Raw genomic sequence first — 13,058 nt, forward strand, 5'->3', positions numbered from 1 at the left:
GCTTCATCGACAAATACTAGGTTTCGGACATCAATCTGATCTAAAGAGGAGCGATAATCGTGCCTTAACTCTTGGACTCGTGGGGTATCTTGCTCGCTGGCATAAAGACTTTTTTTTTACACCTAAGCCTAATTTTTCTACCGCACGATGCATTGTCGTGATACTCACACTAATCCCTGTGCGTTCTGTATAGCGATCGCATAATTCTCTGAGTAACAAATCATTTTTTTCCTCAACCAAAGACTGGATAAGCGATAGATGCTCGTTTATTATTGTTGGCTTTTGGTATCCTCCACGTCGTTTCGCCTCAACTTGTCCGTTTGTGCGATACTGACGCAGTAACTTTCGCACAAATGACAAGCTGACCTTAAATCTTTGCGCCAACTGGCGTTGAGAGCCTTCTTTTGCTTCCCAAGCCATAATCACACGGTCTATTGCTTGCGGTTGAATCACTCAATTCCTCCTTCACCGCAGGTGATGGTAGATGCTTGTTGATCAACATCATCCCACTTTTCTTATTTCTCTGCTCGCTTTGGCATTTCTAGGGTTTTGAAATGTGAAGAAATATTTCGCCAACAGCATCAGTATTGGGTCAGATCCGAATCGGATTTACTAGTTTGTGGGATAGGTTCATCATTCTGAACGTAGGGCTTTTACTGGGTCGATCTGGCTGGCCCGCACGGCGGGAAGCAAACTAGCTCCCACCCCTACCGCTAGTGCTGACCCTAGTGCTAGCACTGCAATTTTGCTATCAAACTCATAGGGCAAGCTAAAGGTATCCGTAACCACAACTGTCAATCCATGCACCACTCCCAGCCCTGCTGTCCCTCCTATTAGACTTAAAAGCATCGCCTCTAGAATAAATTGCTGCATGATTTCCCGTTGGGTTGCACCCACCGCCCGTCTCAAACCTATTTCAGCGGTTCGTTCTGTTACTGAGGCAATCATAATATTTGCAATCCCAACACCGCCAACTAATAGCGCGATCACTCCTACTGCTGTTAGACCTTGGGAAGCCATCTCTAGAGTTTTCTGCTGCTGTATAATATCTGATACATTATTCCAAAATTTAAATTTGTAACCTGGAAATCTTTGTAACAGCAATTTCTCTGCTTGGTGGCTTAACTCTTCCACATCTTCAAGTGAGTAAGGGCGCATTTGGATACTCCCAATGTCGCGGCTACCGGTCAAAGCATTGTAAATAGACATCGGCACATACAGTTGACCCGCCGGGGGTGCATTTTCATTTAGACTAGTCGCTACGACCCCTATGACGATATAGGGTCTTTGCCCAGCATAAATCAGGTGCCCCACAGGTTCCTGCTTTTGGAAAAGTTGTTCTGCCAGCAATTGATCGATTACTATCACCGGACGGTAGTTAGCAAAATCTTCAGATGTGAAAAACCGTCCCGAAACCAATGATTTCCCTGAAGTCAGCAAAAAATCTTGGGAAACAGGTGACATGGGTGGAGTAACTTCCTTGTCCCGAAATACAGTTGGCGTAGAACCAGCCCAATTAAAAGAACTGATCGCCTGCAAGCCTACCATTCGCTGTCGTAAGAATTCCATGTCTTCCAACTTGAGTTGGGTGGTTTGACTGCCAGAATCCCAGTTTGGATAAACTGAAACTTGAGGTGCGCCTCGTTTTGCTAATTGTTGAGCGATCGCGGCCCGGCTAATATTACCAACCTGAAGTGTAGCGCTGACAGCAGCCACACCCATAAACACCCCTAGAGTAGTCAGAGCAGAACGCAAGGGGTTCCTACCTAATGAGTGAAAGGTAATATTTAATAAGTCAAAAGCTGAAAGAGCCATAATAGTCGCTTTGCTCTAGCTTGAAAATAGGTGGGTATAAGGCAATACGGTTCAGTTAAGGCTAAAACTCTTTGTCAAAGTCAATTTTTTTAACGAACCACAGAGGCGCAGAGGACACTGAGAGAAGAAAGAAATGCTTAACTGAACTGTATTGGGGTATAAGGGTGTGGGGTGAATGTCAAGAAAATAAGCTGGGAGAGTAAAGTCGAAATATTAATTTATTTATTACTTTTCACTTGCCTTAACTGGCAGCCCTGGCTTGAGTTGCGACTCAACGGGCGGCAGTATGACCTTTTCACCAGGATATAAACCAGAGGTTACTTCTACAGCCATTAACCCCTCTAATCCCAGATTAATGGTACGTTTTTGGGCTTGGTTTTGGCTATCCCGAACCCATACAAAGGGACGCGCTTGCGATCGCACAATCGCCTCCGTCTTCAAAACTACTACGTTCTGCCGTTGCTGCAACACAACCTCGACATTTACCCTGCTACCAGGGAGCAGTGTCCGAGTTGGGGTATCAAGCTGAACCGTTGCGGGTACTGTTGGTTGATCTGATTGTTTTGCACTGCTATCATTTTGTTTTTGGGCTTCAGTGGTAAGTGCTTGAGGATACAGGCTTTGTACGCGTCCAGAGAATGTCTTTGCATTCGGGCCGATGGCATTAATCCGGGCAAGTTGGTTGACCCGGACTTGAGCAGCGTTGAGGGTAGAAAGCTGGAGTTTCACCAGTACTTTTCCTGGATCACCCAGAGTCAGCAGATTGGTACGCAACTCGACCCCATCACCGTCCTCTACATTGACACCCAAAACTACACCATTCAATGGTGCAGTCACAATATTATCTTGGAGTTGCTGCTGAATAAGTTGGCGCTCCAATTGCAAAGTCTGAATTTTTAAGGCAGTTGTACGTGCCTCTGCTTGAGTATCTCGCAGGGTAGACCGAGCAACGCGGGCTGCGTCTTCCTGCGTTTGGGCTTGTTGTTGTGCAATAGCTCCCTCTCGCACCAGGGGAGCAAGCCTCTGGAGTTGTCGTTCCTCGGCTGTTAATCGTTCTTGGGCTTCAAGAATTTTCTGGCGACTACGTGTTAGGTTGAGTTGCTCTTGTTGAATTTGCAACTGCTGATTGGTAAGAGCAATCTTTCGCTCAGGGTAGCGCAGCGTGAGCAGCACTTGACCAAGTTTTACCCTGTCACCAGGTTTTACCATTACTCGTTCTACTGCACCCTCTTTTGGGGACTTCAAGATCCGTTGTTCCCGCAACTCAACAGTACCGCTCTCATTGATTGTGGTTTCAATATTACCTCGCTCTACACTTAGCAAGCGTACTGCTACTGGTTCAGGAGGTTGGTTGAGAACTAAAAAGTAGGTCAGCCAACCGCCAGCGCTGGCTAAAGCCAAAACTCCTGACCAGGCTAGCCATCGACCAGGGATATTGAATTTACCTTTTTCATATTTCCAGTTCATGAAAACTTGATCCCGTGAGTTTGCAGTTCACAACAAGCGATCGCAGCCCAAGGCTTTCACCGCATATTAATAATGTTGGAGAATCTCACAGCCGCAGATCAAACACGACGAGGCGACTGTTGTCCAAAACACAGCAGAAATTTGAACTGAGATAATTTCGTAGCCCAGAGTAATAATCAAGCCACCAGAAGGCTGGCCATGCAATGACCATGAAACTTGCTCCCGCTTGACGCATTCGTTCAAGTTCCTGGATGGCGATCTCGTCATTCAGTGGCGCTCCCCAGTACTGACCCTGATGTTCGACGAAGGGCAGAGCATCGAATTCCGGCAGAATCTCCGAACCCCATTGATTTTCATCCACCAAAATCAAACGCTTCCCTGCTGGAATCACAGATGCAATTTCCTGCATAGCAATTTCTAGCCGTTCTGACCAACTCAAATTAAGTCTAGGTATCAGATCAGACGTGAACTCACTACGGCGCATACTTATATGCAACAGGCGCTCTGCGAGCCACTGACGATAAGATGCATCTTCTGCACGCGGCGACTGTAACAAATAAGCGATCGCATCAGTACGTTCTGCTACCACAGCCAGCGAGCCTGTTCCCCCTGAAGAGTGGAAGGTAACCTGGGAATCCTGTTCTAGGTGAAACCGGACTTGGGCCAACTCTTGAGCAATAAAGAAGATGTCGAATTGCGCCGCGATCCGCAAGTATAGGTTCAGGTCTAGCATGTACTTGGAGTGCGGTATGTCAAATGTCCCAACTGCTGCAAGTGCATAAGCACGAAACATGACTGCTGAGGAGCGCAAAATCCATTTTTGCCCATCAACAATTTGGTGGATGAACTCTAGCCCGTTGATCAGTCCTGCTGGCAAGTTGTCCGAAACTTCCGGGTCTGTTATGTCCACTCGAACATTATAAATGTCAATAAACCCGGCTTGGGCAACCGAGAAACCAGTATGTGGATGGTTGTCTAATGCTAAGACAGATTCACGGATGAAGTCGGGCAGCAGGATGTCATCGTCCGACAAGATATTTAGATAAGGGCTAGAATTTATCTTAACAGCCAGCTGCCAATTGCGAAACATTCCAATATTAGTTTCGTGACGTACATAAGTGATCCGTGAATCCGCGAATGAGCGTACAACTGCCTCTGTATCATCTTCAGAAGCATTATCCAATACAAGCACCTGGTAATCTAGATAGTCCTGTGCCAATGCGCTCTCAAGGCTAGCTTTTAGTAACTCCGAGCGATTGTAGGTTGGGATTGCGATCGTAACTTTGCTTTCAGGTTTCATATCGTTCGGTAATAACGGCCAGGTAGTATCAAGCTAAAATGCCTAAATCAAAGACAACCAAGCGCTCATTTTCCAAAACACAACGAAACCTGGTACGCAAATAGCGAGTAAATTCAACATAGTAGTCAAGCCACCAAAAGGCAGGCCATCCAAATACGATGAAACTTGCGCCTGAACGGTGCAGTCGCTCCAACTCCTGAATAGCAATAGCGTCATTTGCTGGTGGCCCCCAATAGATACGATTTTTTTCTAGGAAGGGGATTGAGTGACTATTTTCAAGTAGTTGATGTTGCCCAAATTCATTCATGTCAACTAAAATATAGTCTTGTTCTGCTGGAATGAAGGGTTCTAGTTCTTGCCCCAAATCGACCATCCTTTGCAGAGATTGATGATAAGAACCTTTCCAGTATTCAAAAGCATCATCAATTTGAATGCCCTGCTCCTCTAAATACTCGCGTAGGACTGCCACTTCATTGTGATAGTGGTTAAGTCGCCAATTGTAACTACGCTTGCTAGTGCCATTGCAGGCATGAATGCGATACAAAGCTTGATGTTCAGTAATGCGCTTGATGCTGCCAGAGAAGGGAGCAAGAATTGCTAGGTAGGAATCAGCATTGAATCGATAGCGGCTTTCCGGCAGGGGTAAAATTTTTTCTAAGTAGCTGCGTGACCAGGCATTGCCGCTCGTAGGGGAAAAAATATGACCTTCTATACCGCTTTTGATCTGTGCATCACGCAAATCTCCCTCTGACAAAGGATCTTCGGGAATTAACTTTCCTAACAGCTTGCCATGAGCATCAACGGCGGACAGAGGCCAATGTACTTTAACCACATTCGGATCGCGCAGCAGTTCAACTGCTTTTCCAATAGCAGTAGGCAGTAAAATATCATCCGCATCTAAAAAGCAGATCACCTTACCTTGGCTAATCTCAAACCCCGAATTGAATGCGGAGCCTTGTCCGCCATTTTCCTTTAACAGGGGGATAATCTTTTCCCCATAATCAGCAACGATCTGCTGTGAGTTATCCGTTGACCCATCATCAACCACAATTACTTCTATCGGCTGATAATCTTGATTCAAAGCACTTTCAATCGCTTCAGGCAGAAAATGCCCGTAGTTGTAGTTATTGATGATAATACTGGCTAGAGGTTCTTTCATGAGCGTAGGTCGAATATAATCACACAGTCATTTCGCAACACACAGGGGAATTTTTGACTTAAATAGTCATAAAATTCAACGTAATAGTCCAGCCACCAAAAAGTGTGCCAAAGGAAAACGATCGCACTAGCACCTGTTTGGTACAGGCGATTGAATTCTCGGATAGCCGTTTCGTCGTCTGCTGGTTGGCCCCAATACTGCCCATTGTGTTCTGTAAAGGGGATAGTCTGAAAACCCTTGATGATTTCGTTACCGTTCAGGATGTCCTCATCGACCAAAATAAAGGATTCTTGCGGTGAGATCAGAGCTTTGAGTTCTTCGGCGATCGCATGAAGTTGACCGATGCGATTTCGCTCCATGACAAAATCTAAATCTGTGGTTACACGAACCAGATTCCACTTTTTTTGAATGCGATCAATCTCGTTAGCAGCTTGTTGAAGATCCCATCTTCGCCAAAAATAATCGAGTTCATCTAAATGGGGAGGATAAGGATGCCAAAAATGAATAACAGACTTCGGCTCAAACACAACTGGAATTTTGGCATTATATAAAGCCAAACTAGAATCGATCCAATCTAGATAAATGATGTCTTGATCGAAAGGAGCAACTTTGTCGAAAACACTCCGGCGGTAAAGCTGACAGTGAGCCTCTCCAGACAACTCTATCGTCCGGCGATCGCAACCTCGATCGAGTTGTAGATCGCCTGTGGGTGGCAGGATTTCCCATTTGACTCCGTTGGTTGTTTGCACTGGCTGAACTTGACCCAGACCAGGGTCCCAGTGAACTTTTGTCTCTCCTGGAGGCCCTTCAATAATGCGTGGTATTGCGACATCTGCGGGATGCTCTTCACAGGCGGCGATCAGATGGGATAACCAGTCATCCTCAACCAGAACATCATTTTCTATGAAGCACACAAAATCATCTTTGGCTTCCTGAATCACCAAGTTTTTTGACTGGTTAGGCATTAGGTAATCATTCGCGTGAATGATTTTGACATTGCTACGCCCTTTTAGTACCTGTTCTATCTGCTGCCAATATACCTTTGGGGTGTTGCAGTCCACTACAATCAGGTTGAAGGGGATAGAGGTGTAATCAAAAATCCTCTGCAAAGATTCAGCAGCTAGGGAAAACTGTTCGCGAGGAGAAAAGCCAATAGTTACTGTTGCCATAATTAATATCTCCTAAACTCAATGGCAGTTAGTTCATTGCCGCCTCTAGAAGAGACGAAAGAACTTTATCTGAGTCAAAATATTCCTCTGCTAACCTCCGTGCTGCATGTTGATGTCGCTCATAGTCAGCGTTGATGGCTTCTACACCTTTTACTACCTCCTTTTGGTCGCGGAAAGTTAAAATCCCTTCTCCTATCGGCAGCCAATCGCTTAAACCTGTGTCTTGAACTAGAATTGGCCTGCCAGAAGCTAGGTAACAGACGCTGCGATCGCTAAACCAGCCACCCTTTGTAGCAACATAACCCTGTTTTGCTACTCCAAACTCAGCACGGGATGCTTGAACAAATTTCTGGTAAGACTCTGGTGTAAAGGACGCAATCCATCCGGGGATCACCTCCCAGCCGTATTGCGATAGTTCATCAGGAAAGCCGCCGCTTAAGGCAATCCGAAACTGCTGTTTGGTGAGTTGCGGTATATCAATAAACTTTAAAAACTCTTTATCCTTGTTACCGTAGGTGACTCCTTCGTATACCACCTCCTGATAACTGTGCCACTGCATAATCGAACTGAAATAGGTGGTGTCATTGTCTTCAATTACTGGCCAGTAAGGCAGTGCTACTGGAGGTAATGTCTTTAGCCAATGCCTACCCTTTGTGGGGATAAGACAGTCTTCAGCACCAATGCGTTGCCCAATTGTGAACAGACGATCGCAATGTTCAATCGTCTGTACTAATTCCGAATTACCGTTAGCAATGTTAATCTGAGTAAAACCGGGATCGGCGTCAATGTAGATGCGGCGCTGTGGCCATCCATACTCATCTCTCCAAACAGAAAGTGGTGAGCCACGGATAATCATTAAATCAGCCTGGGAGCAGATGTCGCTCAAATTGTCAATCTCCATACCGACTGAATGCTCGTCAGTTCGGTAAATCCACTTATCTTTGAAACCAAGCGGTTCTAGGCAGTTTTTAAGATAATTTTTAGGATACTCTAACTCCGTCGTGATTTGCTCGGTCTCCCAGTTGTAAACCCACGACTTTGATCCACATTCTTCCAAGTAGAAAATATCATGCCCAAGGGCACGCAGACCCAGAAGGTATTGCAGGTCAGACCAGGCGTTGCCTCCTATGGGAAACCGACCTATAGCACTAGCAAAAATTATAATCATCGTACCTCAACTCTTTCTAACTCGTCTTGAGCGGTAAATGCCAGTTCATGCTGTAGATTGAATACGACAAAATAGTTGTTTTCTAGGATGCAGTCGAATTTTGTTCTCAGGTAGTCATAAAACTGGGAATAGTGCTCAAACCACCAAAAGGAAGACCAAGCGAAAACAATAAAGTTGACTCTCAATTGGCGCAACCGCTCTAGCTCCTGAATGGCAGTGCTATCATCCGCAGGTAAACCCCAGTATTTTCCTTCACGTTCCAGAAAAGGTATAGTCAACCACTTGGCAAAAGTGTCTTTTCCGAGTTTGTTTTCATCAACAAGAATAAAGGTTTCTTCTTTGGAAATAATAGTTTCCAATTGTTTTGTCGATTGCCTAACCTGCTTTAGCCAGCGTGCTTCAGAGCCTTTGCTATAAGCTTTGGCAAGCTCTGAACCCATAACAGGTAAGTATTCAGTAGCAACAATCAAATCGCGCCCCAAATTTTGTTGATGATTTTTCGCCCATTTGGCTAGTTCACTGTAACAAAGTAAGCGATCGCGCCAACTCAGGGGCGCTCGATTGATGCCTGCCATATATTCGGCAAACATCCTCCAGGATGGAAAAATAAGCTTTCCAGCCATTTTTGGGTCGAACCAGACAATAGCCTTATGAGGTTGGCGATAATCATAGGCACGCGATCCCCGCTGACTGTGGTCTCGACTATAGAAGAGATACTCAGAAATCTCATAAAATCTTCCATAAAGACTTAATTCAGCAAGTAAAGGCAGATCGTGGGCCGGATAATTTCCCAGCAAAGGAGTTTTGTTCAGGACATCTGTCCGAATTACCCCTGATATCGGATTAGATGACTGGAAAATATCCTCGCTAATAACCTCTCGAAATCTTTTGCAGGGAATTGTTGAACTGATCTCTGCGTTGGATTTTAACTTTTTGAAAGGTTTTCCTTGAGCATTAATAGTAATTGTTCTGGCATGGCACAAGATTATTGTCGGTTCTCGATCAAGAACATTGACGCATTCAGCTAGAAAAGTAGATGCACACACATCATCGTGAGCTGCCCATTTGAAATATTCGCCGATAGCCGCTTGAAACACGCGGTTGAAGTTGTCGGCAGCTCCAAGGTTTTCTGAATTACGAAAGTAACGAACTCGCTGATCTTGAGCTACATACGCCTGACAGATTGCTTCAGTTTGATCGGTCGAAGCGTTATCTGAGATGATTAATTCAAAATCCTCAAATGTCTGATTCAGGATAGAATCAATCGCCTCTTTTATAAAGCTTTCTCCGTTATAAACAGGAAGACCAATACTTACCTTTGGTGATTGAGTGTTCATAATCTCATTTATTTTAAATTTGTTAAATGTTTTGATTAGATATATTACCTGATGATTTCTCCTTCTCTATAGGCAGTCAGACTCGAAATGGAGATAGATCAGGTGTGTCCGTGGTTAAAACTGTCTCCAGTAGTCGAGGTAGCACCACTTTGTAACTGAAGAATTGCTCGGCTAATTCCCGTGCTGCCTGACAGTGAGCCTGATAATTTGTATTGACGCGCTCTATGCAGCCTACGGCTTCTTCCAAGGATGAAAATGCCAGCACACCTTGCCCCGTCGGTAACCAATCGCTAAATCCGGTATCTTGTAAGATGACGGGACGACTAGCGGCGATATAGCAGACGCTGCGATCGCTAAACCAACCGCTACGGGTTTTGACATAAGCTTGTTTGGCAACGCTAAACTCCCCACGGGAGCCAATCAGGTAAGTTCTGTATGTTGACAGACTAGCGCTAATTTCCCTACCATCTCGAACTAACCAGCCTTCTGCCTGTAAAGATTTCGCAATCTCTGCTATTTCTGCGTCCTTGCCGGCAAGAGCGAGTTCGAGTTTCTGCGAACAGTAACTAGGGAGTTCCAGCAAGCGCATGAATTCCTGATCTTTCTGTCCATAATGTTCGCCTTTGTAAGTCACACCCCCATAAGCATTCCAATTGGCAATTGTAGTGAATGGTAAATTTGCGCGTTCTTCGCCACTATCTTCTGGAGTAAGTATCGGGCTTTTCCAGATATCTGATACAACGGGCGGTACGGTGGGGAGCCATTCAATTCCATCACTCGGTATGCCGCAATCGGGTTGTCCAATATTAACGCCATAACTAAAGTAGGCGTGATACTCGTTGCGCCCTTCGGCAGCAAATGTCCCAATCTGGGTAAAGAATGGGTCCATATCGATTAATATTCGGTGTTTACATAAAAGAAATTCAGGTAACCAGCAAACTCCACCGATATTCAATAGCAGATCCGCCGTCCTGAGCATCTGCTTTATTTCTTGCCAATCCGCACCGTAGACAGTTCCTGTATCCCGATTTACATAGCACAGTGTTGCATTCACGCCATAGGTGTTTATTAGGGTCTGGACTGCGTGCAAACCAAGGTGCGGATCATCATTGTAATTGTGGTTGATCGGGTTGTAGCAGGACTGAGGCCAGCCGCTTTCCTCCAGGTATAAAACTTCATGTCCCAGATGATGTAGCCCTAACACGTAGTGAAAGTAGGCTAAAAGATTGCCAGCTACTGGATGTCGAATCATATATCCACAAACAACAATGCGTGCCATGCTTATAACCCCGCTCGCTCCATTAGGCTGCCAATCACTTTCTCTGCGGCAAAGTACTCTGAGGCAATTTCACGGGCTGCCCGGCAATTGCCTTCGTAGTCGCTTTCGATCGCATCCACTGCCGCCAGAATATCTTCCATAGTGTTAAATGCAAATAATCCCTTCCCCGTGGGCAAGAACTTGCTAAACCCTGTTTCTTGGGTGATTACAGGACGCCCTGCTGCCAAATAGCAGGCAGAGCGATCGCTAAACCAGCCACTATGCAATCGCGTGTATTGATCCTTAGCTACAGTAAATTCTCCGCGCGATCGCTGGATATAACTGCGGTAAGAATTTAGATTTTGGGAGAGTTCTATTGAATCTACCTGGCTCCAACCGTGTTTTTGTAGCAGGTATCGCACATCCTGACTTACATCAGCAGCCGCAATCTCAAATTGCACTGAACGCTGGTGCGGCAGATCGATAAATTTTTTAAACTCGCGTGCCTTTCGCCAGTAATAGGTTTCACCCTGATAGGTAATATCTTTACCTCCCTTATTGTCCCAGGTGGTAATAGTGTTGTAAGCTATGCCTGGTGTGTTATCTGACGTATTCCACAAGTCTGTTGCGATCGGTTGACGAGTCGGCAACCACTGAAAGCGATCCGTTGTTACTCCACAATCAGGCGCACCCAGATTTTCTCCAAAGCTAAAGTGTGTATCATGGGCTTCCAGGTCAGCAATTAAGGTTTCGTCTCCCTGAACAACCCGAATTTGAGATCCAACTGGATCGGACTCAACATAGATGCGGCGACGACAAGCCAAATGCTCCTCACGGATTTCTTGAGCGCCAGTTACATTCAAGAATGCGTCTGCTTCCTTATATAGGTTGAGGATTTGGGTTTCGCTCATCCCATAACACTCGCCCCCTGGATAGTGGCCGCGAAATCCCCAACGCTCTTTAAAGCCATAGGCCTCCAAAATGGGTGCGACTCGCTTAATGTTCTCGGTAGCGTCTGGAGATAGATCGTTGATTAAGGGGTTGTAAATCCAGCGTCCTGAATCTTCGATGTAGTAGGGGTCATAGCCGAGTTGACGCAGCCCTAGCATATAGTGGAGAAATTGATAGGTTACTCCTGCTAAGGGATACCAGAACAAAATCCCGAAGACAATAATTTTTCCCTTAGTAGGGGGTTCACAATTCATGCTTGCTACCTCCTGCCTCTAACTGCCGAACGATCCGGGCAGGATTGCCAGCCACAACGGTGTACGGTGGAACATCCTGGCTAACAACAGATCGGGCACCGACGATCGCCCCTTCGCCTATTGTTACCCCCGGCAAAATACAGGAATCAAATCCAATCCAGACGTTATCTTGAATCCAAATTGGTTGGGCTGGGACATCGGCGCTAGAGAATTGAGAAAGTTGACACGATGCTCGTTCTAAAATTTTTCGTCGCTTGGCAATGTCGAATGGTAAACGGTAGGTATCCATGAGGACAACTTGCCAGGAGATTAAAGCATAATTGCCAATCTTCAGTTCGGCATCACAGACGATGCGGGCCCCGTGAATCAATGCATGTTCCCCCACCTTTACCTGAGCGTCGGAACCCAGGTCAAACATAGTATCTTTATATACAGCAGAGCCATTACCTAATCGTAGCCCTACTGGCAATTGGCTGCGGTAAAGTTTAAAGCTGAGACTAGTCTCAATGTAAGTGTCGTCTCCTAAAACAACATTATCGGGAATTGTTCCCGGATACCAGTCCCACGGTAATGTTCGTGTGGCATCCATTAGGCTTCTACCTCCCCAATCACCTGGGCTGGATTGCCCATCACCCTGCTACAGGGTGGTATATTCCGTGTCACCAATGCCCCAGCCTCAATCCAAGCTCCGGCACCAATGCGAACTCCTTTGAGGATTGTGACATTGGGGCCAACCCAAACATCATCCTCGATAATCACCGGCTGGCGCATCACAGGAGGGCGGAGCCGTCCTTTTCCCAGAGGAGAGCAGGCGATCGCATCTGCAATTCGTTCTGCTGGTGCGATTGGATGAAAGTCAGTGTCAGCGATCGTGGTATTCCATCCCAAAACCACATAGTTGCCGATGGAAATTTCCTGTTCGCAAAGCAGGATAACACTAGTCAAATAGCAATAGTTTCCAATTTCAACCCTAGCAGCTTCGCCCAACGCAAAGTGGACATAATCCAACGTGCAGTTTTCTCCGACGAGCAGCGCGGGATTGACACGGCTCTGAAAGCGAGCAAAACAGCGCTCATCGTGGTTGATAACACTGTTGAGTCCTACTTGGACATTGGGTGGAATAGTTCTTGTCTGGCGATCGAGTGGCTGGCTGGTTAAATCATTCATGAATTCAAGGGAG

Annotated in this window: 12 protein-coding genes; all 12 read right to left on the bottom strand. The window is 45.9% G+C overall.

Annotated features, from left to right (window positions below; genetic code table 11):
• Positions 1 to 30 precede the first annotated feature (30 nt).
• Positions 31 to 453 (bottom strand): helix-turn-helix domain-containing protein, encoded by a 423-nt coding sequence (locus tag CDG76_RS37620; protein ID WP_223265355.1) that lies wholly within the window; start codon positions 451 to 453, stop codon positions 31 to 33.
• Between the two features lie 180 nt (positions 454 to 633).
• Entirely contained in the window at positions 634 to 1,815 is a 1,182-nt protein-coding gene (locus CDG76_RS24300) for an ABC transporter permease (protein ID WP_094351456.1), read from the bottom strand.
• A gap of 225 nt (positions 1,816 to 2,040) precedes the next feature.
• Positions 2,041 to 3,282, bottom strand: coding sequence for an efflux RND transporter periplasmic adaptor subunit (locus CDG76_RS24305; RefSeq protein WP_094351457.1), 1,242 nt, complete (start codon positions 3,280 to 3,282; stop codon positions 2,041 to 2,043).
• An 85-nt stretch (positions 3,283 to 3,367) separates the two neighbouring features.
• Positions 3,368 to 4,582 (bottom strand): glycosyltransferase family 2 protein, encoded by a 1,215-nt coding sequence (locus CDG76_RS24310; protein WP_094351458.1) that lies wholly within the window; start codon positions 4,580 to 4,582, stop codon positions 3,368 to 3,370.
• A 28-nt stretch (positions 4,583 to 4,610) separates the two neighbouring features.
• Positions 4,611 to 5,741, bottom strand: coding sequence for a glycosyltransferase family 2 protein (locus CDG76_RS24315; protein ID WP_094351459.1), 1,131 nt, complete (start codon positions 5,739 to 5,741; stop codon positions 4,611 to 4,613).
• The gene (locus CDG76_RS24320; RefSeq protein WP_094351460.1) at positions 5,738 to 6,910 is read right to left on the bottom strand and encodes a glycosyltransferase family 2 protein; all 1,173 of its coding nucleotides are present in this window, start codon (positions 6,908 to 6,910) and stop codon (positions 5,738 to 5,740) included. Before CDG76_RS24320 ends, CDG76_RS24315 begins: the two co-directional genes overlap by 4 nt.
• Positions 6,911 to 6,938: 28 nt before the next feature.
• Positions 6,939 to 8,078 carry a glycosyltransferase gene (locus tag CDG76_RS24325; RefSeq protein WP_094351461.1) on the bottom strand — a complete coding sequence of 380 codons (1,140 nt, stop codon included), beginning with the start codon at positions 8,076 to 8,078 and terminating at the stop codon, positions 6,939 to 6,941.
• Entirely contained in the window at positions 8,075 to 9,415 is a 1,341-nt protein-coding gene (locus CDG76_RS24330) for a glycosyltransferase family 2 protein (protein ID WP_094351462.1), read from the bottom strand. The genes CDG76_RS24325 and CDG76_RS24330 overlap by 4 nt, the downstream gene beginning before the upstream one ends.
• 76 nt (positions 9,416 to 9,491) lie before the next feature.
• Positions 9,492 to 10,694 carry a hypothetical protein gene (locus CDG76_RS24335; protein ID WP_094351463.1) on the bottom strand — a complete coding sequence of 401 codons (1,203 nt, stop codon included), beginning with the start codon at positions 10,692 to 10,694 and terminating at the stop codon, positions 9,492 to 9,494.
• Between the two features lie 2 nt (positions 10,695 to 10,696).
• Complete coding sequence (locus CDG76_RS24340; RefSeq protein ID WP_094351464.1) at positions 10,697 to 11,878, bottom strand: glycosyltransferase; 1,182 nt, start codon at positions 11,876 to 11,878, stop codon at positions 10,697 to 10,699.
• On the bottom strand, positions 11,868 to 12,467 hold the full coding sequence (locus CDG76_RS24345) for an acyltransferase (RefSeq protein ID WP_223265356.1): 600 nt from the start codon (positions 12,465 to 12,467) through the stop codon (positions 11,868 to 11,870). The genes CDG76_RS24340 and CDG76_RS24345 overlap by 11 nt, the downstream gene beginning before the upstream one ends.
• Positions 12,467 to 13,045: an acyltransferase gene (locus CDG76_RS24350; protein WP_094351465.1), complete on the bottom strand. Its 579-nt coding sequence runs from the start codon at positions 13,043 to 13,045 to the stop codon at positions 12,467 to 12,469. Before CDG76_RS24350 ends, CDG76_RS24345 begins: the two co-directional genes overlap by 1 nt.
• Positions 13,046 to 13,058 lie beyond the last annotated feature (13 nt).

Origin of the sequence: Nostoc sp. 'Peltigera membranacea cyanobiont' 210A (assembly GCF_002246015.1) — a bacterium.
Lineage (GTDB): Bacteria > Cyanobacteriota > Cyanobacteriia > Cyanobacteriales > Nostocaceae > Nostoc.